A 20,845-nucleotide genomic window follows, 5' to 3' on the forward strand; every position below is an offset into this window, starting at 1 on the left:
ATTACTCCTCGTCGTCAACGTGAGTTGTGCCGAACGAGCGCCACAGTAATACAGGAATGATCAGGGTAAACACAATGACCTCTTTATAGGCGCTTGCCCAGAACGACGAGAATGCCTCGAGAATGCCGACAAACAGCGCACCGATGGCCGCTAGGGGATAGCTGCCCAGCCCGCCGATGATGGCTGCCACGAAGCCCTTGAGGCCGATGAGGAAGCCGGTATCGTAATAGATGGTGGTGACGGGGGAGATCAGCATGCCTGACAGCGCGCCGATGGCGGCCGCCAGCGTGAATGTCAGGTTGCCCGACATGCTGGTGCTGATGCCCACCAGCCTTGCGCCGCGCCGGTTGACGGCCGTGGCACGCAAAGCGCGGCCATACAGGGTCTTGCCGAAGAAGATCCATAGCGCAATGATCAGCAGCGCGCAGGTGGCCAGCACGAAGAAGGTTTGCGCCGACCACGAGATCGCGCCCATCTGGATTTCACCCTCCATGAACGGAGGCGTGCGCCAGCCCTCGGCGCCAAAGAAGACCAGGCCCAGGCCGGTCATGGCAAAGTGGACCGCCACCGAGATGATAAGCAGCACCAGTACGCTGGCCTCGGCCACAGGCTGGTATACCAGGCGATACACCATGGGGCCAAGCGGGATGACCAGCGCCAACGAATAAAGCACGTTGACCCACAAAGGCGTGGTGGTGCTGACGATATATGGCGCGGCAAAGTACAGCACCAGGGGCAGCGCCAGCGACCAGACGGCCTTTTTGGGCAAAGAGGCCCATTCGCGGTGGCGCAGCGCTGCGATCAGGTCGGCGATGAATACGACGATACCGACGATGAGCAACAGCAGGACCGTGCCGGGGATCTGGCCATTTACAAGAAAGGCGAGTGTCAGCGCCCCGTAGGCAACGTATTCGCCCTGCGGGATGAAGATGACCCGCGTAACCAGGAAGACCAGCACCAGGGCCAGGCCCAGCAGTGCATAGACGGCGCCATTCAAGACGCCATCCTGAAGCAATATTAATATTATCGTTGAATCCATCCCTGCCACACTAGTTAAGTCAATTAGGCAGCACAACTGTTAGCCTGAAATACATTTCAGGCTTGTGCTAACTTGGAATTATGGAGAGAAAAAATTGCAAAGTCTTTTAGGGGATTCCCTGCATATGGCAGGTTTTCACTTTGACCGACAGCCTTTTCCTTGCCCGTATTGAAGCACAGCAGGGAACCGACATCGCATTTCAAAGTCGATTAACATAGGGAATGCTTCGGCATTTTGTTCAGGCACAAGGTATTTTCATGCAAAAAGTCCATAAATCCGACGCCGAATGGCGCGCTCAACTGTCTCCGGAAGAATATTACGTTACGCGGCAAAAAGGCACCGAACGGCCGTTTTCGGGCCGCTACTGGAATACTGATCAATCGGGCATCTATCGTTGCGTAGGTTGCGGCACCGCCCTGTTCGCCTCTGACACCAAGTTCGATGCGGGTTGCGGCTGGCCCAGCTACTTCGAAGCCCTTGACCCGGAACTGGTCCGCGAAGAAAAAGATGCGTCTCACGGCATGGTGCGCACCGAAGTTCTATGCAATGTATGCGATTCTCATCTGGGGCACGTTTTCCCCGATGGCCCTCCGCCCACCGGCCTGCGGTATTGCATCAACTCGCTTTCCCTTAATTTCGAACCGTCTGAATGAAAAAATTCCTCTTCGACCTTTTCCCGTTAATACTTTTTTTTCTGGCGTTCAAGTTTTACGACATATATACCGCCACAGCGGTGGCCATGGCGGCCAGCGTGGCACAGATCTTATGGATCAAGCTGCGCGGCAAGGCCATCGAAACCACACACTGGATCAATCTTACCGTGATCGTGGTGTTTGGCGGCGCTACTTTATTGCTGCACAACGATGCTTTCATCAAATGGAAGCCCACCGTGCTTTATTGGCTGTTCGCGGCGATTTTGCTGGGTGGCCGCTGGATATTCAAGCGCAACCTGCTGCAAAAAGTCATGGGCGCTCAAATTAGGCTGGAAGAACCCATCTGGGACAAGCTCAATCTTAGCTGGGCGGGCTTTTTCGTGCTTTCCGGCGCCCTTAATCTATACGTCGCTTTTTCCGGGCGCTTTACCGAAGCGCAGTGGGTCAACTTCAAGGTGTTCGGCCTGATGGCCCTGATGATCGTATTCGTCATTGCCCAGTCCCTCTGGCTGGGGCGCCACATCAAAGAAGACGACCGCCAACCCCTGCCCGGCAACAAGGAAAACACCTGATGTCCATTTCTGATTCCGTCAAGGCCGAACGTGCCGTCTTGTTGCGCGAGCGCCTAACGGCGCTCGAGCCCACCAGCCTCGACATCATCGACGAGTCTCATTTGCACGCCGGCCATGCCGGTGCGCGCGATGGCGCCAGCCACTTTCGGGTCGTTATCGACACACCGCAATTTACCGGCCTCAGCTCGCTGGCCCGGCATCGCCTCGTGTATGATCGCGTGCACGATCTCATCCCCCACCCCATCCATGCCCTGGCCATCGTGACCAGCAAAACCTAACCCGCCAAATCGCTCAGAAGGTACTTATGAAACGACTCGCTCTGATTGTCGCAAGCTGCGCCATCTCCCTTCCCCTTTATGCTCAGAACATCGCCACCGTCAATGACAAGGCCATAACCCAGAAGCAGCTCGACGATTTCGTTGCCTTGCTCGTCGAACAAGGCGCACAAGATTCCCCGCAACTGCGCGAGAGGGTCAAGCAGGAAATGATTGGCCGCACCGTCGCCGTGCAAGCAGCCGAGAAGGCCGGCCTGGACAAACAGGCGGCAGTCAAGCAGGAAATTGAACTGGCCCGCCAGGGCATCCTGGTGCGCGCCCTGATGTCCGATTACCTTGAAAAGCACCCTGTCACCGACGCCGATATCCAGGCCGAGTACGACGAAATCAAGAAGACCCAGGAAAACCGCCACGAATACAAGGTACGCCACATCCTTGTAGAAGAAGAACAAGCCGCCAAAGACATCATCGCCTCGATCAAGAGCAAGAAAACCACGTTCGACGCGGCAGCCAAAAAAGACTCGATCGATCCAGGCAGCGGCGCCAACGGCGGCGACCTGGGCTGGGCCCCCAGCGGCAATTACGTGCCCGAGTTCGCCCAGGCCGTCGAAAGCCTCAAAAAAGGCGACATGACCGACGCACCCGTCCAGAGCCAGTTCGGCTGGCACATCATCCAGCTCGAAGACAGCCGCCCAATCTCGCTTCCCGCCCTCGACGACGTCAAGCCGCAAATCGAAGAAATGCTGCGTCAGGAAAAGCTTGTGCAATTCCAGCAAGAACTCATGACGTCCGCCAACGTCAAATAAAAGGCGGCGCCGCCCGTCACTCACCCCATGCCAAGCCGTCGGCGTCGGAGGGCCTGAAACCGGGCATCGTAAGCGCCGCGCTCAGGATATTTTGCGCGGGAACGGCGCAAGCCTGTTTGAATCCCGAGCCGCATGGCGGCGAGGTTGAGTTCTTGCGACGCCCTCGCAAAATATTCTGAGTGCGGGAAGTCCAGCCGAAAGGCTGGACCGCGAGCGCTGTCCGGTTTCAGGCCCTCCGACGCCGACGGCGCCTAAAGAACCCAAATACCAGCGCCGCCACATTCACCAGCGCCACACCCACCGGCACCACGTCAAAAGCGCGTACGCCCCATCCTCATCAAGCACCTCGCTGCCACGAGCAACGAAACACTCAAGGCGCCCCGGCTTCCAGCAGCGCCATCAACCCAGCCTCGTCAAGCACCGCCACGCCCAAATCCTGCGCCTTGGCCAGCTTGCTGCCCGCCTCTTCGCCCGCCACCACATAGCTGGTCTTTTTCGACACCGAGCCGCTGACCTTGCCGCCCGCCGCCAGAACAAGGCGGGTCGCCTCGTCGCGCGTCAACGTAGGCAGCGTTCCGGTCAACACCAGTGTCTTGCCGCTTAGCACCAGCCGCCCGGCAGGTGCGGCATCGACACTCGGCCGTACCCCCGCGTCGAGCAAAGCCTGAACCACCTCGCGATTATGCGGCTCGGCGAAAAACTGCGTAATGGAATGCGCCACCACAGGGCCGACATCCTTGACAGCAAGCAAGGCGTCTTCATCCGCAGCCATTACCGCCTCGATCGACCCAAAGTGCAAGGCAAGATCTCGCGCCGTCGTCTCGCCCACTTGCCGTATGCCCAGGGCGAACAAGAGGCTGCCCAACGACGGCTCGCGAGCCTTATCGATGGCGACAATGAGGTTTTCCGCTGATTTTCGTCCCATGCGGTCATAAAGGAGCAGCTCTTCGACCTGCAGGCTGAACAGGTCGGCCAACGACCGGACGCGATCGCTATCGACAAGCTGATCGACGAGCTTCTCGCCCAGCCCTTCAATATCGAGCGCCTTGCGACCCGCGGCATGGATCAGCGTCTGCTTGCGCTGCGCCGCGCAAAAAAGGCCGCCTGTGCAGCGCGACACCGCTTCGCCCTCAAGGCGCTGGATGGCCGAGCCGCAAACCGGGCACTCGGCGGGCATGACGAAAAACTCGGCGTTATCGGGCCGCAACTGCACAACAGGCCCCACCACCTCGGGAATGACGTCGCCTGCGCGCCGCACGATGACGGTATCCCCTATCCGGACATCCTTGCGGCGGATTTCATCTTCGTTGTGAAGCGTGGCGTTGGTAACCGTAACACCGCCCACGAATACCGGCCTGAGACGGGCGACGGGCGTGATGGCGCCGGTGCGACCCACCTGCACCTCGATACCCGTGAGCAGCGTGGTTTCTTCCTGGGCGGGATATTTGTGGGCCACGGCAAAACGAGGCGCCCTGGCCACGTAGCCCAGCACCTCTTGCGCGTCGAGCGCATTGACCTTATACACCACCCCGTCGATATCGAACGGCAGCGCGCCCCGGCGCCGGCCCATGCGCTGGTGAAACTCAAGCAATTGTTCCGCACCGCACAGCACCTCGCGTTCTTTGTTGACCGGAAGACCGAACTGCTCGAGCCAATCAAGCACGCCCGCCTGGGTGCGAGGATGGTCCCCTTGTATCTGCCCCCAGCCGTATGCGAAGAACCGCAAGGGACGTCGCGCCGTGATCCGGGGGTCTAGTTGACGCAAGCTGCCCGCGGCGGCGTTGCGTGGGTTGACGAAGATTTTCTCGCCTCGCGCCTGCTGAGCCTGATTGAGTGCGTCGAAATCACTGCGGTACATAAGCACCTCGCCGCGCACCTCCAACACCTCGGGGAAGTCGCCTCGCAGCTTGAGCGGCACGGAACGCAATGTGCGGATATTGCTGGTGACGTCTTCGCCCACTTGGCCGTCGCCGCGCGTGGCTGCACGCAACAGGCGACCGTGCTCGTAACGCAAACTGATGGCCAGGCCGTCAAACTTGCATTCAGCCATGTACTCGGCTTGAGCGTTTTCCTGCAGCATGCCTGCCGCGCGCAACGTGTCGGTGACGCGCTTGTCGAACGCGACGATATCATCGGGTTCGAACGCATTGCCCAGTGACAGCATGGGTACGGCATGACGCACGCTTTCGAATGCCGCCAGCGGCGCGGCGCCCACCCGTTGGGTGGGAGACTCGGGCGTGATCAGGTCGGGATGTTGCTGCTCAAGAGCCTGCAATCGCAGCATGAGCTCATCGTACTTGGCATCCGAGACAACCGGCGCATCCAGCACATAGTAGCGGTGATTGTGGGCGGAAATCTCGTCGCGCAGCTCTTGCAGCTCTTGCTGGATGCCCGGAGCTATTTCTTTTCCCGCACTCACGAAAACAGCCTGACCGTACGAGTTTCAGCCGCTGGGAAGCCCGCCTGCTCTAGATTGTTGTACAGCTCATGGAGCTTCTCGTCGACGGCATGATCGGCGCTTTCATTCACAGGCTGGCCCTGCTCATCGACCAGGGTCGCCTGTAGCCGAAACGCCAGGTCGCGCCCTACACAAGCCATGCGGCTGAACGCATGTTCGTCGGGTTGGCTGCGCGGCACATCCAGCACCAGATCGAGCCGGTCGACTCCGGCCGAGTTGAAATTGCCCGCGGGTTCGCCTGCATACAACAATGTGAATCGAGGCACACCCGCCTCGGACATCCAGGCAAGCTGGTTGCCGAAGCCCACAAAACCGGCCTCTTTGACGGCCTGTGTCACTTGCGCCACGGGCTGGGCCTGACCGAGCTTCAACACCAGCGCGACCTGGGCATCGAGACCCGCGCAAAGTTCGTCCAGCGCGCGGGCGCGCTGCAACACCTGGTCTTGCTCGGGCCCTTCCACCGAGCCTTCGAAACGTTCGGCAAGGTCTTCAGCGGTAGTCCACAGATGCGACCACTCGATATCGGTAAGCGCCCCGCTGCGATTGGCCAGCAGCACCGCCAGTTGCACTGAAAGATAATTGCTGCCGTCACGCAGCCGCAAGCTGTGCCCGCCCTCGTGTTCCACCAGCACGCGCACCGGCTTCTCGCCGGCTTTCTGAATAGGTCGCACGGCCGTCATCAGTTCGGCGCCCGCAACTGGATGTGAGAACACCACATCAATGACCGCCTCGCAAACCGGGTCGGCCTCGGTAATTTCGTCGACATCGGCCTCTGGCGCCGCGCCGCCACCGATGCCCGGCTCGCGCCGTCCGCCTGCAGTGGCCGGCCCGCCCATCAAGGGGTCTTCGTCGGCTTCGGGAAAATGTTCCTGCATGCGCTGCCTGACGCGCCGGTCTTGCCACCAATTGAAGCACACCAATACCAGAATCAGGATTACGCCCAGTGAAATCAGGCCTATCTGCAAATCACTCATTGTGCGCCCCGTAGCGTCCGTAAATTGTTAAGCATTTCAAAACATCAGGCCTCGGCCAGTTGCAAGGCCGACTCGATATCCACAGCCACTATGCGGGACACACCTTGTTCCTGCATAGTGACTCCGACAAGCTGCCTAGCCATCTGCATGGCAATTTTATTGTGAGAGATAAATAAAAACTGAGTCTGCTCGCTCATGCTGGACACGAGCGCCGTATAACGTTCGGTATTGGCATCGTCCAGAGGTGCGTCCACCTCGTCCAGAAGGCAGAAAGGCGCCGGATTAAGCTTGAACAGAGCAAAGACAAGCGCTGTCGCAGTAAGGGCTTTCTCGCCGCCCGACAGCAAGTGGATGGTGCTGTTGCGCTTGCCCGGCGGCTGCGCCATGACCTGTACGCCGGCATCAAGGATTTCTTCGCCCGTTATCACCAGCTTCGCTTCACCGCCGCCGAACAGGCGGGGGAACAGCTCGCCGAAGTGAGTGTTGACCGCATCGAAGGTGCCCTGCAACAGCTCGCGCGTCTCTTTGTCGATCTTGCGTATTGCGTCTTCGAGCGTGTCGATGGCCTCGCAAAGATCTTGATGCTGGGCGCCCAGGAACGAGCGCCGCTCGCGAGCCGTGGCCAGTTCATCAAGCGCCGCCAGATTGACAGGACCCAGGGCATCTACCTGACGGGAAATACGCTGCACTTCAGATTGGAGCCACGCGGTGCGGCGCCAATCTTCGGGGCGCTCGGCCAACAGGCGGCCCAAGGCTTCGCGATCAACTTCGTTGGCATCCAGTTGCTCTGAATACTGCTCGACGGCAAGGCGGGCGGCCTGCTCTTGCAACTGCAACTGCATGATGCGTTCGCGCTTGGGTTCCAGCGAACGCTCGTGGGAAAGCCTTTCTTCGTCGGCTGCGCGCAGTTCAGCGGCCAGGTTGTCCAGTTCAATACGCGCCAGATTAAGCGCCTCTTCGCATCGAGCGCGCTCTTCAAGGGCATCTTGAAGACCTGCCTGCGCAGCCGATGCGTCAAGTTCGAAAAGCTCGCCCTGCAAACCTTCGAGTTCGTCGCGCGCGCGCCCGACCTGGTCTTGCGCAAGCTGCAGGTTGCGCCGCAATTCGGCAAGCCGCGTCTGTAGTGAGCGTTCGGCAAACTCGGCCTCATGAACCGCCAGTTCGCAATCACGCAGGCGCTGACGGGCCTGATCGGCTTCACGGGCCAAGTCTTCGCCGGACATCTCGGCATCCGAAAAGCGCGTCTGATGTTCGGCCAGTTCCAGGTCCAAAGCCTCGAACCTGGCTTCGGATTCTTCGCGGGCTGCGTGCAGCTCTTCGGATTGGATGTCGATTTCGGCCAGTTCTTCGTGGATGCGCGAAGTTCGCTCCCCGGTTTGGCGCGCCTGCTGATCGAGCCGAGAATGCTCCAATCGCAGCGTGTGTGTGCGCTGGGTAAGTTCCCCCACCCGGGTTCGTGCGGGAGCCATGGCTTGAGAAACCTGCTGCCAGGTTGTCTCGGCCTTGGCCACACCAGCAATGGCTTCGTCGGCAAGGAGTTGCCGCGCTTTAGTCTCGCGTTGCAGGTTCTCGATTTCGGTCTGGCGTGCCAACAGGCCCGCCTGCTCGGTGTCCGGTGCGTAAAAGCGCACGCTGTGCCTATCGACCATGTGGCCTGCCTTGACCACATAGACGCCGCCGGCCGGCAATTGATTTCGTCCGGACAAGGCCGAGTCGACGTCATCGGCCATGTAAACATCTTTAAGCCAGTCGTTAAGCAACGCCCGCAGGTCGGCGTCGCTGATGCGCAGCAAAGTGGCCAAGGGCACAAGACCCGCCGAAGCCCCCTCAGCGGGAGAAGCCGGCGGCAACTGATAAAACGCCAGTCTGGCCGGCGGCGGTTCGGCAGCGAAGGCCCGGGCGTGCTCAAGCTGCCGCACTTCAAGCGCCGCCATGCGTTCGCGCAGCACGGCCTCGAGCGCCGGCTCCCATCCTGTTTCGACGTGCAGTTTTTGCCACAGGCGGCCCAGCCGAGTCAGCTCGTGCTGCTCGAGCCAGGGCTGCAGCGCCCCTTGCTTTTGAACGTCTTCCTGCAGGCGGGCCAGGGCGGACAGCCTGGCCTCGAGACGGGAAAGCTCTTGCGATTGTTCGCGTGCTTCCGCATGCGCCTGCTCACGCTGGGCATCCAGGCCGGGAAGCTGGTCTTCCAGTTCGACGAGGCGGCCCTGGGCCTCTTCAAGTTGCTCGTCAAGAACGGCGAGCTCTCCGGCCAAGCGATGAAGATTATCTGGATCTGGCGCCGCAAGCTCGCGCATTTCGTGCTGAAGCCGCTCGCGGCGCTGCTCGAGCGCTGACAACTGGCGGTCGGCATCGCGCTGGGCCTGGGCGACAAGAGCCAGGTTTTGCTCCACCCGCGCCAGCACGCCACGCAGCTCATCGCGCGAGGAGCCCGCCGCCCTGACCCGGGTCTCGATGTCGGGCAAGGCCGCCGCGGCTTCTTCGGCCAAAGCACGGCTTTCTTCGATGCGCGCAGCTGCGGTCTGGAGCTCTCCTTCGCTATGGGCGAGCTGCTCGTTGCAATGCGCCTCTTGATCGGACCACTCTTGGATTTGTTGCTGCAACTGCCCGCGCCGTGCCTGGACGCGATTGCGCGAATCGACAACATGCCGTATCTCGGCCTCGAGCCGGCTGACCTGGGCGCCGGCCTCGAACAGCTTGCCTTGGGCCGCATGCACCGCGTCAGACGCCGCATAATGGGCCTGACGGCGCGATTCGAGCGCTGCTTCGCCCGCGCGCAGGCCGGCGATGGCGCCCTCGAGTTCAGTTTGGGCCTGCTCGATGGCAAGAAACTTGGCTTGACGCTCTTCGCGTGCGTTGCTTTCTTTTAGCAACCACAAGGCATGCTGCTTTTGTTCGCCGTCTTCTTGCAGCGACCGGTAACGCTCGGCCACCTGTGCCTGGGACTCGAGTTTTTCAAGCTGGCCGGTAAGTTCCTGCAGAATGTCTTCGACGCGGGTGAGGTTTTCACGCGTATCGCCAAGGCGGTTTTCGGTTTCGCGGCGACGCTCTTTGTAGCGCGACACGCCGGCCGCCTCTTCGAGAAAGACGCGAAGCTCTTCAGGCTTGGCTTCGATCAGGCGGTTGATCATGCCTTGGCCGATGATGGCGTAGCCCCGGCTGCCCAGGCCGGTGCCGAGGAATATATCGTTGATGTCGCGGCGGCGCACCTGCTGATTATTGATGAAGTAGCTACTGGTGCCGTCGCGTGTCAGCACGCGGCGCACAGCTATTTCGGAATACGTGCTCCATTGGCCCGCGGCCCTGCCTTCTGAGTTGTCAAACACCAGTTCAACAGAGGCGCGCGCTGCCGGCTTGCGATTGCCCGAGCCATTGAAGATGACATCTTGCATTGATTCGCCGCGAAGCTCGGAGGCCCGGCTCTCGCCCAGCACCCAGCGTACTGCGTCAATGATATTGGATTTACCGCAGCCATTGGGGCCCACGACGCCAACCAGTTGACTGGGCGTGGGTATGACCGTCGGTTCGACGAACGACTTGAAGCCGGCAAGTTTTATTTGAGTCAGGCGCACAATGGATGAACAGAAATGTTATAGCGGCACAAAGCGGGAAACCGGGCGAACCCCGAAGGCAACTGGTTTGTATGATACCGCACCGTAATGGTCTTCCCATAGGCGATTTTGCCTGATTGAACGTCGGTTTTCAGGCATAGCTGATTATGCGGGCACGCCTGACGCTATACTCTTTAACTCTTTTCGTGAATTGTTTCGATGTTTTCCGAATCAAGCGCCGTATCACCCACAGAATGTTGACGCTGAACAAATCGCCGCCGGCCTAATTTCTCATGCTCTGCTCCAGCAACCCATCCTTTTGCCACGATTCCTCACTTAGCCGGGACAACGCTTGAAGAAAGGTTTTTATCTCGTCATGGCGGCGCAGGCATTGTCTTCTCTGGCGGACAATGCGCTCTTGATCGCGGCCATCGCCCTCATCGTCGATCTGCAAGGCCCCGACTGGATGGCGCCGATGATGAAATGGTGGTTCGCCCTGGCCTATGTCGTGCTTGCCGCTTTCGTAGGAGCCTTCGCCGACTCTTATCCCAAGGGCCGGGTGATGTTCACAACGAACATGGTCAAGATAGCGGGATGCCTGCTGATGTTCAGCTACCAAATGACCGGCCTGGAAGTTTCGGGTCAACTGGTGCTGGTCTTCGCGGCATATACGCTGGTGGGCATTGGCGCGGCGGCCTATTCACCGGCCAAATACGGCATCGTCACCGAGATGCTGCCGCCGGATCAATTGGTTAAAGGCAATAGCTGGATAGAAGGCCTCACCGTGCTTTCCATCATACTGGGTACGGTGTTGGGGGGCGTGCTGGTCAACCCCAGCGTTTCAGAGCATCTGCTGAGCCTTTCATGGATGCCTGACAGGGTAAGCACACGCGCCGAGGCGGCCATCCTGCTCATCGGCTTCGTCTACTGCCTGGCTGCTCTGTGCAACCTGCTCATTCCTGAAACCGGCGTCAGCTATCCCAGACAGCAAACCAACCCGTTCAAGCTGATCTCCGAATTCGCCGGCTATGTACGCATACTCTGGACAGACAAACTAGGGCAGATTTCGCTGGCGGTCACGACACTGTTCTGGGGCGCAGGGGCCACGCTGCAATTCATCGTCATCGAATGGGGCGCCCAGCACCTGGGCTATCGGCTGGACCAAGCGTCGATACTGATGGGGGTGGCGGCGCTGGGCACTGTGTTCGGCTCCATCTGTGCGGGCAGGATCCCTTTGCGCAAAGCATTGTCTGTATTGCCTTTAGGGGTGGCGATGGGCCTGGCCGTGCTGATGATGCCCCTGGTCAGCAAGACCTGGGAGGTCTACGGCCTGCTGCTGCTGGTAGGGGCTTTGTCCGGCTTCTTCGTGGTGCCCATGAATGCGCTGTTGCAGCATCGCGGGCATGTGTTGCTATCGGCCGGGCATTCAATAGCGGTGCAGAACTTCAATGAGCAACTGAATATTCTGCTGATGCTGGCGGTATACAGCCTGATGCTTTGGCTGAATATCCGCATCGGCGTGATCATCGTCATCTTCGGCTTGCTGGTGGCCTCGCTGATGCTGGTGTTCATGCGCTGGAACCATCGCAACCACAAGGCCGATCCCGAGCTGCAAAAACTGATTGGGCAGCACGGCCACGGGCAAGCCTTGCGTTGAACGCATTTACGCCACTGTGCGGGCCAGGTTCAGGTCTTGCCAGCTTGCAGCTTTGTGGCGGGGGCGCGATAACAGCGATGCCGGATGGTAGGTAACCACCAGAGGGATGGTGATTGCCTCCGAGAGCTGAAACTCATGAACTCGGCCCCGTAGGGCTTCAAAAGATCTGCCGTCGGATTTTCCGTCGGCCAGCAATGCATGCGCAGCCAGCCGACCCAAAGCCAGGATGCCCCGCGGACGCAACAAGATGATCTGGTTGTGCAAATGAGGCCTGCAAGCGGCAATTTCTGCAGCAGTGGGAAGGCGGTTGCTGCGGGGGCGGCACTTAACCAGGTTGGTATAGAAAACAGCCTGAAGGGGATCGATGCCGGCCGCGCCAAGCATGGCATGCAAAAGCTCACCAGCCTTGCCCTGAAAAGGTTGGCCCGACTGATCATCGCGTTCGCCCGGCGCCTCGCCCACCACCAGCCAGTCAACAGCCTCAATGGCGCCCGAGCCTGCAACGGCGCGATGCCGGCCGGTGTGCAGTTCGCAAATTTCGCAGGCGCGGATGCGCGCCTCGAGCGCAGCCCAGTCGGCCGGTACGTCGTCGGGCGCTGGATGGTTCGCGGCCAAGGATTTGGCAGGGATCAGGGCCGCTTCGGTCGGCGCTTTCGAGGGAATGTCCTTCGCGAAGGGTGCCGGACCCGTTGAAGGCGCTGCGTGCGTGCTTTGGCCCTGAACGGAATTTGTTGAGGCTGGACGAGGCTGGTCGCTTCCGTGCCGCATGGCGGCAAGTGCCGCGGTTGCCGTGGCACGGTTATTTTCCTTTGAGGAATTCGCAGCGATTGGCGCGACGCCGCGGGCCGGGCCGGCAAGCTTCTCAGGGCTGTCTGGCGCTAGCTTGGCCAACATGGGCCGGTCCAACCCCAGCTCGAGCAGCCAGAGCCGCTGCACGCTGCTCAGGCGCGGTGCGAGAGGCATGCGCTCAACCACGGCCGGCCTCTGTCCCATCAAGCTTTTTTTCCATCACCAGTGCGTCTTCGCGGGTGTTCCGCTCGGCGGGATAATAGTCTTTTCGCAAGCCTATTTGAGCAAAGCCGCGATTACGATAAAAAGCCAGGGCCCGGACGTTGGAGGGGCGAACTTCAAGGATAAGCGCCGGCAAGCCGCGTGCTGCGGCCTGGCTTTCGCAATGACGCAGCAGCCCGTAGCCAACGCCAGTGCGTTGGGCATCGGGCCGCACCGCTATCAACAGCAGATGGGCCACGTCGGGGGCGAACATCATAAGGGCGAACCCTTGTATGCGCCCCTCTTGGCAAGCCACCCAACCGGCATAGCCTGACTGAAGGGCATCCCGAAAGTTGCCGCTGGTCCAGGGAAAGGCCTGCACACCGTTTTCTATCGCTGCGGCTTCTTCGATGTCGGCTTCGGTCATGCCCCGAATCGAAATCGCCTGCCGCGCACGCGGGTTGCCCCCCCTGCCTTGCTCGCGCTCGGCAGTGGTGTAAGCCACCTTGTCGCGCACATAAAGCGGCGCAGCCAGATGGGGGGGTACGGTCCGGCCGGCCTGAAACGCAGGCCAGGCAAGCCGCGCCACCGATTCAGCCGATGCGCGCCAAGGCCCGCCCCGGCGCAGGATAATATCGCCTTGAAGCACGTGGGCAGCCTGTAGTAGCGCGTCTTCCCGCAGCACTTCAGGATAAGCCTCGAGCGCATCGCCAAGCAGCTTCACCGCCGGAGTGTTGTGTCGGGTCCACTGACGCGCCTGTCCGGCCGCCCAGGGGATCAAATCGGCGATATCCAGCAAAACAGGTTCGTGCAGAACGTGCCAACCCGAGGGGTGATCGGCGGCTTTGCCGTATGCGGCCACATAGACCTCAGACATGCGGGCATCTTGAGCCACCACCCGTATGGGTTCATCACCGCTTTCGCGCAGCGCCGCGGCATGCAGGGACACCACCGGGATAACCGGCAGGTCAAGGGCGAATGCAATGCCCTGCGCCACCCCGCAGGCCACGCGCAAACCGGTGAAGCCGCCGGGCCCCTGGCCAAAGGCGACGGCATCGAGATCGGTGCGGCGCAAACCGGCCTGGCCGAGCAGCTCGTCCACCATGGGCAGCAGGCGCTCGGCGTGCTCTCCGGTTGCGTCATGCGACAAAGAGCGCACCGTGACGGTTTCTGCGTTGGACGAGAGCAAAGCCACGTCGCACACGCTGGAAGAGGTCTCTAGCGCTAGAAGCTGTTGTCCATCGATGCCCATGCCCCTCCAAAAAGTACAATATAGGGTGTTTGTAGCCGACCATTTTACGACCAATAGTGATAAGCTATGCTGGTTGTATTAGATGGTTTTGATTCTACCAAACGCTTAATATGTAATTTCTTGCTACTAGCCCCTATCCGGGTTTCTCCGAGCCTGTTACATTTTCGACCATGAATACACAAAACCAATCCCTCGTTCGAAAAATCCTTGTCGTCGACGACGACCCCCGGCTACGCGATCTCCTGCGGCGCTATCTCTCGGAGCAAGGCTTCAACGTTTTCGTGGCCGAAGACGGCAAAGAAATGAGCAAGCTCTGGCAGCGAGAACATTTCGACCTGCTCGTGCTCGACCTCATGCTTCCCGGCGAAGACGGCCTGTCCATCTGCCGGCGGCTGCGCGGCGGGCACGACAATACGCCTATCATCATGCTCACGGCCAAGGCCGAAGAAATCGACCGCATCGTCGGGCTCGAAATGGGCGCAGACGACTACCTTTCCAAGCCGTTCAACCCCCGAGAACTGCTGGCTCGAGTCAACGCCATCCTGCGCCGCCGGGGCACTGAAGAACACCCTGGCGCCCCCAGCCAAGAGAACGAGTCGATCGAGTTCGGGCCCTACGTGCTCAACTTATCCACCCGCACCCTCACCCGAAACAACGAGCAAGTGCCCATCACTACGGGCGAATTCTCAGTCCTCAAAGTGTTTGCGCGCCACCCCAAGATTCCACTTTCGCGCGACAAGCTCATGGAACTGGCCCGCGGCCGCGAATACGAAGCTTTCGACCGCAGCCTCGACGTCCAGATTTCCCGTCTGCGAAAGCTCATCGAGCCCAACCCCTCCAAACCGGTCTTCATACAAACGGTCTGGGGCCTGGGTTATGTATTCGTCCCCGACGGCGGACGCTAACGTCCCCCGGCGGGGCCGGGTAGTTTTGGGCGGTCGCCTGCATGCCACGTCTTTCCAGACAACTCAAGAAAGTCACGTCCAGGCTGCGCCTGGGCCTGTTCAGCCGTTCCTTCTTGCTGCTGGCCGCTCTCATGCTGGTCAGCCTGGGGGCCTGGTTGCAGGTGTTCTTCAGCATGGAAGAAGGCCCTCGCGCCACCCAAATGGCGCAACGGGCGGCCACCTCAGTCAGTATTACGCGTTCGGCCCTGGTGTACGCACCCGCCCCGGTCAGGCCGTCCCTGCTGCTCGATCTGGCCACCAAAGAAAGCTTGCGCATCCAGCCGCGCGAAGAAACCGACCAGCTCGAACCCCTGCCCGATTCCAATTACTGGAATCACGTGGCGTCCGAAATCAAGAAAAGACTGGGCGCCGGCACCCAGGTCATGTGGGCGGTGAACCAGGCGCCAGGGGTTTGGGTCAGCTTCGAGATCAATCGAGACCAATATTGGCTGGTATTTGACCGCGAACAGCTTGGCCTCACAGCCGGCATCGAGTGGTTCGGCTGGGGCGTCACCGCCTTATTGTTGGCCCTGATCGGCTCGGCTATCAGTGTGCGATTCGTCAACCGGCCCCTGGCCCAATTGGCGAAGGTCGCGCAGCAACTGGCGCGCGGCGAAACCCCATCGCCGCTTCCCGAAAAAGGCCCGCTGGAAATCCGCGAAATGAACATCGCCTTCAATCGCATGACGCGCGACCTGCGCCAGGCCGAAGCTGACCGCGAGATCATGTTGGCGGGTATTTCTCATGACTTGCGCACCCCCCTGGCCCGCATGCGTCTCGAGATCGAGATGAGTTCGGTCAGCGACGAAGCGCGCCAGGCCATCGACGAAGATCTGGCACAAATCGACCACAGCATAGGGCAGTTGATGGAGTACGCGCGCCCGGCCGGCGTCGTGCCCAGCAAAGGCATCAATATATCCAGGGTCTTGAACGACCTGTTCGACCGCGAACGAACCCACACCGAATCGTTGGGCGGCAATTTATCCGCGTCAATCCAGCCCGACCTGTACGCCAAGATTGCCGCGCACGACCTCAAGCGCGTGGTCAGCAACCTTATCGAGAACGCCCGGCGCTACGGCCGCTCACCTGCTGATGACCGCGCCTACATACAGCTTTTGGCGCGCCAGGAAAGCGGCGCCCTGGCTATTGAAGTTACCGACCAGGGCGCGGGCATCCCCGAAGCCGATATCGAACGCCTGCTGCGGCCCTTCTCGCGAGGCGAGTTGGCGCGCACAGGGGTGTCGGGAGCCGGCCTGGGCCTTTCAATCGTCGAGCGCCTTCTGGGCCAAGTGGGCGGCCAACTGAAACTGCTGCGCCGCCCATCGGGCGGCCTGATAGCACGCATCGAATTGCCACGCGCCAGAGGCTGATGCCTATCAGGCATAATTTGGTATTGCAGACGCGCACAGGAGACCACATGAAAACCGTAGGCGACAAGCTTGAGCCTTTCAAGGTCATAGGCGTGAAACCGGGCTTTAATCTGCCCGAAGAAAATGGCGTATCGGCCTTCGAAGACATCACAGAAAGCTCCTTCCCCGGCAAATGGAAGGTAATTTACTTTTATCCCAAAGACTTCACCTATGTCTGCCCCACCGAGATCGTGGGCTTTGACCAGCTTGTTGCACAATTTGAACAGCGCGATGCTGTTCTAATGGGCGGCTCGGTCGACAATGAGTACGTCAAGCTCGCCTGGCGGCGGGCAGATCCGGAACTCGACAAGCTTGGCCATCACCAGTTTGCCGATATAACGGGTTCGCTCATCGACCAGTTGGGCATACGCCGCAAATCCGAGGGCGTCGCACTGCGCGCCACGTTCATTGTCGACCCCGACAACGTCATCCAGCACGTGTCGGTGAACAACCTCGATGTGGGGCGCAACCCCGAAGAAATCCTGCGGGTGCTGGACGGCCTTCAAGCCGACGGGCTATGCGCGTGCAACCGCCAGATTGGCGGCGCAACGCTGCTTTAGGCCCATCAACAAGCGCCTACCGGCGCGTCGCCTTGCGCAGCTCTTCGAGCAGGCGTTCAGCCAGCTCTGGGTCTTCGAAAGGCGACTCGGGCTGCGTACCGGCACGAGTGGATGACGCGGTATCTTTTTGCGGTGGCGGCGGATCGAAAGGCAGCGGCTTGCCTTGGCATTCAATCAAGCGCTGCGCCGGGGGCTTGCCCAGCAAATAATCCGCCACCCTCAGGTCGACGCATTCGGTCCGGTACAAAAACACGCCATGGTCGCCTTCATTATTGACATAGACCATTCTGGCCGCTGGAAGCTGCTCGAAGGTCTTCATCGCCCCCTCAAGCGGGGTTGGAACATCGTACTCGCTTTGCACCATCAGCAACGGAGCGTCTTTCAGGCTGTCGATGACGGGCTTGCTGATGGATGTGCGGCGATCCCAGTATATGCAGGGTTGCTGGGCGATGCTGCTCGAGAGGATGGGAACATCGCGGGCGAGCTCGAAACCCTTGTTGATCCAGAACTCCTGGTCTTTGTTTTGCAGGGCTTCGTCATTGCATTTCACCACCTGGTACACGGCTTCTTCCGCTTCGAGGAAGAGGGGCTTCGAACTGCTGTAGAAGCCAGGCTGCGCGCGTTTGTTCAGCTCATCCACCAGCTTGGGCGCTATCTCTAGAAAGACCTCGTTGAACGCTGGGCTGGAGATGTAGGGGGGCTTGGTCTGGTCTGTAAGGATAATCCCTATCTCGTCTGGCGTCTTGCCGTCTTCGGCCAGCTTGTGGGCTTCGATGGCCGCCTTCAGCGTGGTGATATATTCGGGTATGTCGTCGGTGTCGCCCCTGAAGTTTTCGGTGATGCCGAGCATGGCCTGATTGATTTCACGGCCAACGGCTTCCAGGTCGCTGATGATGGACTCGGCTTTGTCCCCCATGTGAAAGACATTGTCGTGCCTGGCAATGTACGGAACGATGTACTCGCGAAATGTATGAGCCACACCCATGTCGTAGGCGATGCTCGCATCGTGCATGGTGGCGCTGAAGTTCATGTTGCTGTCCAGCACCATGGGCCCGACCCGGTCGGGGAACAGGCCCGCGTACCAGAACCCCAGCCAGGTTCCGTACGATGTGCCGTGATAATGCAGCTTCTCGTCGCCCAGCAGATGGCGCATCAGGTCCATGTCACGCGCGGTGGCGTCGGTATGGATGTAATCAGAGACAGGGTTCTTTTGGCAATTGCTGGCGGTATGGCGGGCGTGATCAACGATTCGGCGGATGTTCTCGGCGGAGTCGTCGCCCCACCTGGTGTCGTCCGTTTCATAGACAAGCTCGTTGCCGGCGCACTGAACAGTCGTGCTGGCGCCCACCCCGCGCGGCGAAAAGCCCACAAAATTGTAGGCCTCGCTAAGCTCTTTGTATTTCCGGCCCAGCACGGAATCATTGCTGCCCAGGGACAACAGCCTGGAAAAGACCAAGGAATCGAGTTGGCCGTCGCCGCCCGGCCCGCCGGGGTTGAAGAACAGGCTGGGCTTGGCTTCAGGCGAAGCGGCGGCCTTGACCCGCAGCATGGACACGACGATATGATTGCCGTCCGGGTTGTCGTAATCGAGGGGAGCGCGAATGTCGGCGCACTGCGCGCGATCTCCGATTTCCTTCAGGTAAGAGGTGTATTCCCCGTCGTCGCTGAAGTACTTCAGGCAAGAACCCCAGTTAACTGTTTGGGTCTTGTAGGCGGCAAGCGGATCGGGGGGCGGCTCGTCCCCGTCGCCGCTTCCGCCGCTGCCGCCACACGCGGCCAGAGCCAAGGCCGCGGCGCAAGAAAGCAGGGCCATCGATATCCGGCCCGCCGAAATTCCGGGCATTATGGGTGTACTCATGGAGCCACAGCCTCTTTCAAACGATCGAGAAGTTCTTCCGCCAGTGCGGGATCTTCGAAGTTGGACACGGACTTTACGCTGACAGCCCGCGCGGACAAAGCACTGTCTTCAGGGGGCGGCGCCGGGTCCAAAGGCAGCGTCCGGCCCTCGCATTCGGTCAGGCGCCGCGCGGGCGCCTTGCCCAGCAGATAGTCCATCATCGCCAGATCGACGCACTCGGTCTGATGCACCAGCACCCCATGCGCGCCCTCGCCCCGCAGATACACCATGCTGGCGGCCGGAAGCGCCTCAAAGGTTTCCATCGCCCCCTCGAGCGGGGTGGGAACGTCGAACTCCGTTTGCATCATCAGCACCTGGGCGTCTTTCAGGCTGGCCGTCGTAGGTTTTCTTGTACTTTGTTCTATGCGGTCCCAGTGCAGGCAGGGCTGCGAAGCGACCATGTTGTCGGCGATTGGCGCCAGGTTGGCCAGCTCGAAACCCTTGGCGACCCAAAACGCTTCGTCTTTATTGGGCATCGGCTCATCGTTGCAAACCACCAGTTGCCACACGGCGTCTTCAGCATCGAGCTTGAAAGGCTCGGACCTGGTGTAGAAGAGAGGGTCTGCGTGCACTTCCATGCGCTCAATAAGATTTGACGCCTGCCGCTTGAAGGCAGCGTCAAACAGATCGTCGTCGATGTGGCGCCCGCTTGTAAGTTCGGCCCGTATGTCGTCGAGCGATTTGCCTTGGGCAAGAAGTTTCTGGGTTTCAATGGCGGCCTTTACGGACCCGACATACGACCGGATCAACTGCGGCTCGACCCTGAACGCGTTGCTTATGTCGAACAGGCCCAGATTGACCTCGTGATTCATGCCGGCCAGGTTGCCGATGACGGTTTCAGCATCGACGCCCATATGAAAAACGCTGTCGTGCCTGGCCATGTATGGCGCCATGAACGCTTTGAACGAATGAATCTGGCCAAGCCGGTAGTGGATGAACGCCTCATGAAGCGTCTTGGTGAAATTTGCGTTGCTGTCCAGCACCATGGGGCCGACCCTGTCGGGAAACGTGCCCGCATACCAGAAGCCCAGCCAGGTTCCGTACGACGTGCCGTGGTAATGCAGCTTTTCGTCGCCCAACAGATGGCGCATGAGGTCCATGTCGCGTGCGGTGGCGTCGGTATGAATATGATGAGCAAGGGGGTTTTTCTGGCAATTGCCGGCCGTGTAGCGCGCCAGATCGGCTATTTTTTGAAGGTTCTGGGGCTCGTCTCCCCACTTGGTGGTATCGATCTGATAGATCAGTTCGTTGCCGGAGCAAGCGACGGTGGTGCTGGCGCCGACCCCGCGAGGCGAAAAGCCGACGAAATTGTAGGCCTCGCTAAGCTCCACGTATTTTCGGCCTAGAACGGACTCGCGGTTGCCTCCCGAAAGCAGGCCGTAAAAATACAGCGAAAGCGTTTGGCCGTCTCCGCCCGGCCCGCCGGGGTTGAAAAACAGGTTGGGTTTTGTTTCGGAGGAATCGGCCGCTTCCACGCGCAACATGGAAACACTTATCCGCAGGCCATCGGGGTTTTGGTAATCGAGGGGCGCCTTGACGTCCGCACACTTTACGCGGCTTCCGAGTTTGGCCAGGAGGGTGGAGGCGGCGTCGTTGCCATTGAAATACTGCTTGCAAGAGCCCCAAGCGACCGTCTGGTTCTTGTATGCGGCCAGCGGATCGGGTGGCTCGTCGCCCCCACCGCCACCGCCACCGCCGCCGCTACCGCCGCAACCCGCCAGGACAAGCGCCGCGGCGCATGCCAGGAAAATATCCGGTGCTTTCATGAAGCCGCCATCTTCAAAAAACCCAATATAAAAGTAACAAAAATA

The 20,845-nt window shown here is 60.1% G+C and carries 16 protein-coding genes; 8 read left to right on the top strand and 8 right to left on the bottom strand.

Annotated elements, in window-relative coordinates; translation table 11 throughout:
- Nucleotide 1 precedes the first annotated feature (1 nt).
- The gene (locus tag ACIY1O_RS07050) at nt 2–1,039 is read right to left on the bottom strand and encodes a branched-chain amino acid ABC transporter permease (protein ID WP_397474382.1); all 1,038 of its coding nucleotides are present in this window, start codon (nt 1,037–1,039) and stop codon (nt 2–4) included.
- Between the two features lie 257 nt (nt 1,040–1,296).
- Here ACIY1O_RS07050 and msrB point away from each other — a divergent pair, with 257 nt between their 5' ends.
- The 4 genes from msrB to ACIY1O_RS07070 are packed head-to-tail and all read left to right on the top strand — an operon-like array spanning nt 1,297 to nt 3,345.
- Nucleotides 1,297–1,692 carry a peptide-methionine (R)-S-oxide reductase MsrB gene (gene msrB / locus ACIY1O_RS07055; protein WP_397474383.1) on the top strand — a complete coding sequence of 132 codons (396 nt, stop codon included), beginning with the start codon at nt 1,297–1,299 and terminating at the stop codon, nt 1,690–1,692.
- Entirely contained in the window at nt 1,689–2,264 is a 576-nt protein-coding gene (locus ACIY1O_RS07060; RefSeq protein ID WP_397474384.1) for a septation protein A, read from the top strand. Before msrB ends, ACIY1O_RS07060 begins: the two co-directional genes overlap by 4 nt.
- Nucleotides 2,264–2,542: a BolA family protein gene (locus tag ACIY1O_RS07065; protein WP_397474385.1), complete on the top strand. Its 279-nt coding sequence runs from the start codon at nt 2,264–2,266 to the stop codon at nt 2,540–2,542. The genes ACIY1O_RS07060 and ACIY1O_RS07065 overlap by 1 nt, the downstream gene beginning before the upstream one ends.
- A gap of 26 nt (nt 2,543–2,568) precedes the next feature.
- On the top strand, nt 2,569–3,345 hold the full coding sequence (locus tag ACIY1O_RS07070; protein ID WP_397474386.1) for a peptidylprolyl isomerase: 777 nt from the start codon (nt 2,569–2,571) through the stop codon (nt 3,343–3,345).
- A gap of 370 nt (nt 3,346–3,715) precedes the next feature.
- On the opposite strand, the gene ligA is transcribed toward ACIY1O_RS07070, so the two are convergent.
- Genes ligA through smc form a run of 3 tightly spaced genes read right to left on the bottom strand, consistent with a single transcriptional unit; the run spans nt 3,716 to nt 10,346 of the window.
- The gene (gene ligA / locus ACIY1O_RS07075; protein ID WP_397474387.1) at nt 3,716–5,764 is read right to left on the bottom strand and encodes an NAD-dependent DNA ligase LigA; all 2,049 of its coding nucleotides are present in this window, start codon (nt 5,762–5,764) and stop codon (nt 3,716–3,718) included.
- On the bottom strand, nt 5,761–6,777 hold the full coding sequence (locus ACIY1O_RS07080; protein WP_397474388.1) for a cell division protein ZipA C-terminal FtsZ-binding domain-containing protein: 1,017 nt from the start codon (nt 6,775–6,777) through the stop codon (nt 5,761–5,763). Before ACIY1O_RS07080 ends, ligA begins: the two co-directional genes overlap by 4 nt.
- 44 nt (nt 6,778–6,821) lie before the next feature.
- The gene (smc, locus tag ACIY1O_RS07085) at nt 6,822–10,346 is read right to left on the bottom strand and encodes a chromosome segregation protein SMC (protein WP_397474389.1); all 3,525 of its coding nucleotides are present in this window, start codon (nt 10,344–10,346) and stop codon (nt 6,822–6,824) included.
- A 331-nt stretch (nt 10,347–10,677) separates the two neighbouring features.
- Between smc and lplT the strand changes: the two genes are divergently transcribed.
- A complete protein-coding gene (gene lplT / locus ACIY1O_RS07090; RefSeq protein ID WP_397474390.1) occupies nt 10,678–11,982 on the top strand; it encodes a lysophospholipid transporter LplT in 1,305 nt (434 codons plus the stop codon).
- A gap of 6 nt (nt 11,983–11,988) precedes the next feature.
- Here lplT and ACIY1O_RS07095 read toward each other — a convergent pair whose 3' ends face one another.
- Together ACIY1O_RS07095 and tsaB are read right to left on the bottom strand one after the other, a co-directional pair.
- Nucleotides 11,989–12,975 (bottom strand): uracil-DNA glycosylase, encoded by a 987-nt coding sequence (locus ACIY1O_RS07095; protein WP_397474391.1) that lies wholly within the window; start codon nt 12,973–12,975, stop codon nt 11,989–11,991.
- Complete coding sequence (tsaB, locus tag ACIY1O_RS07100) at nt 12,950–14,224, bottom strand: tRNA (adenosine(37)-N6)-threonylcarbamoyltransferase complex dimerization subunit type 1 TsaB (protein WP_397474392.1); 1,275 nt, start codon at nt 14,222–14,224, stop codon at nt 12,950–12,952. The genes ACIY1O_RS07095 and tsaB overlap by 26 nt, the downstream gene beginning before the upstream one ends.
- Before the next feature lie 170 nt (nt 14,225–14,394).
- Between tsaB and ompR the strand changes: the two genes are divergently transcribed.
- Genes ompR through ACIY1O_RS07115 form a run of 3 tightly spaced genes read left to right on the top strand, consistent with a single transcriptional unit; the run spans nt 14,395 to nt 17,137 of the window.
- A complete protein-coding gene (ompR, locus tag ACIY1O_RS07105; protein WP_397474393.1) occupies nt 14,395–15,129 on the top strand; it encodes an osmolarity response regulator transcription factor OmpR in 735 nt (244 codons plus the stop codon).
- Nucleotides 15,130–15,170: 41 nt separating this feature from the next.
- Nucleotides 15,171–16,538: an ATP-binding protein gene (locus ACIY1O_RS07110; protein WP_397474394.1), complete on the top strand. Its 1,368-nt coding sequence runs from the start codon at nt 15,171–15,173 to the stop codon at nt 16,536–16,538.
- 47 nt (nt 16,539–16,585) lie between these two features.
- Nucleotides 16,586–17,137, top strand: coding sequence for a peroxiredoxin (locus tag ACIY1O_RS07115; RefSeq protein ID WP_397474395.1), 552 nt, complete (start codon nt 16,586–16,588; stop codon nt 17,135–17,137).
- Between the two features lie 16 nt (nt 17,138–17,153).
- On the opposite strand, the gene ACIY1O_RS07120 is transcribed toward ACIY1O_RS07115, so the two are convergent.
- Both ACIY1O_RS07120 and ACIY1O_RS07125 read right to left on the bottom strand, forming a co-directional pair.
- Nucleotides 17,154–18,995, bottom strand: a complete 1,842-nt coding sequence (locus ACIY1O_RS07120; protein ID WP_397474396.1) for an alpha/beta fold hydrolase — start codon at nt 18,993–18,995, stop codon at nt 17,154–17,156.
- Nucleotides 18,992–20,800: an alpha/beta fold hydrolase gene (locus tag ACIY1O_RS07125; RefSeq protein WP_397474397.1), complete on the bottom strand. Its 1,809-nt coding sequence runs from the start codon at nt 20,798–20,800 to the stop codon at nt 18,992–18,994. The genes ACIY1O_RS07120 and ACIY1O_RS07125 overlap by 4 nt, the downstream gene beginning before the upstream one ends.
- Nucleotides 20,801–20,845: the final 45 nt, after the last annotated feature.

It is taken from the genome of Pusillimonas sp., from assembly GCF_044464525.1.
GTDB lineage: Bacteria > Pseudomonadota > Gammaproteobacteria > Burkholderiales > Burkholderiaceae_B > Pusillimonas.

Coding starts and splice junctions, on each gene's coding strand:
- ACIY1O_RS07050 (WP_397474382.1), bottom strand. CDS start 1,039: ATGGATTCAACGATAATATTAATATTGCTTCAGGATGGCGTCTTGAAT.
- msrB (WP_397474383.1), top strand. CDS start 1,297: ATGCAAAAAGTCCATAAATCCGACGCCGAATGGCGCGCTCAACTGTCT.
- ACIY1O_RS07060 (WP_397474384.1), top strand. CDS start 1,689: ATGAAAAAATTCCTCTTCGACCTTTTCCCGTTAATACTTTTTTTTCTG.
- ACIY1O_RS07065 (WP_397474385.1), top strand. CDS start 2,264: ATGTCCATTTCTGATTCCGTCAAGGCCGAACGTGCCGTCTTGTTGCGC.
- ACIY1O_RS07070 (WP_397474386.1), top strand. CDS start 2,569: ATGAAACGACTCGCTCTGATTGTCGCAAGCTGCGCCATCTCCCTTCCC.
- ACIY1O_RS07080 (WP_397474388.1), bottom strand. CDS start 6,777: ATGAGTGATTTGCAGATAGGCCTGATTTCACTGGGCGTAATCCTGATT.
- ACIY1O_RS07095 (WP_397474391.1), bottom strand. CDS start 12,975: ATGGGACAGAGGCCGGCCGTGGTTGAGCGCATGCCTCTCGCACCGCGC.
- tsaB (WP_397474392.1), bottom strand. CDS start 14,224: ATGGGCATCGATGGACAACAGCTTCTAGCGCTAGAGACCTCTTCCAGC.
- ompR (WP_397474393.1), top strand. CDS start 14,395: ATGAATACACAAAACCAATCCCTCGTTCGAAAAATCCTTGTCGTCGAC.
- ACIY1O_RS07110 (WP_397474394.1), top strand. CDS start 15,171: ATGCCACGTCTTTCCAGACAACTCAAGAAAGTCACGTCCAGGCTGCGC.
- ACIY1O_RS07115 (WP_397474395.1), top strand. CDS start 16,586: ATGAAAACCGTAGGCGACAAGCTTGAGCCTTTCAAGGTCATAGGCGTG.
- ACIY1O_RS07120 (WP_397474396.1), bottom strand. CDS start 18,995: ATGAGTACACCCATAATGCCCGGAATTTCGGCGGGCCGGATATCGATG.
- ACIY1O_RS07125 (WP_397474397.1), bottom strand. CDS start 20,800: ATGAAAGCACCGGATATTTTCCTGGCATGCGCCGCGGCGCTTGTCCTG.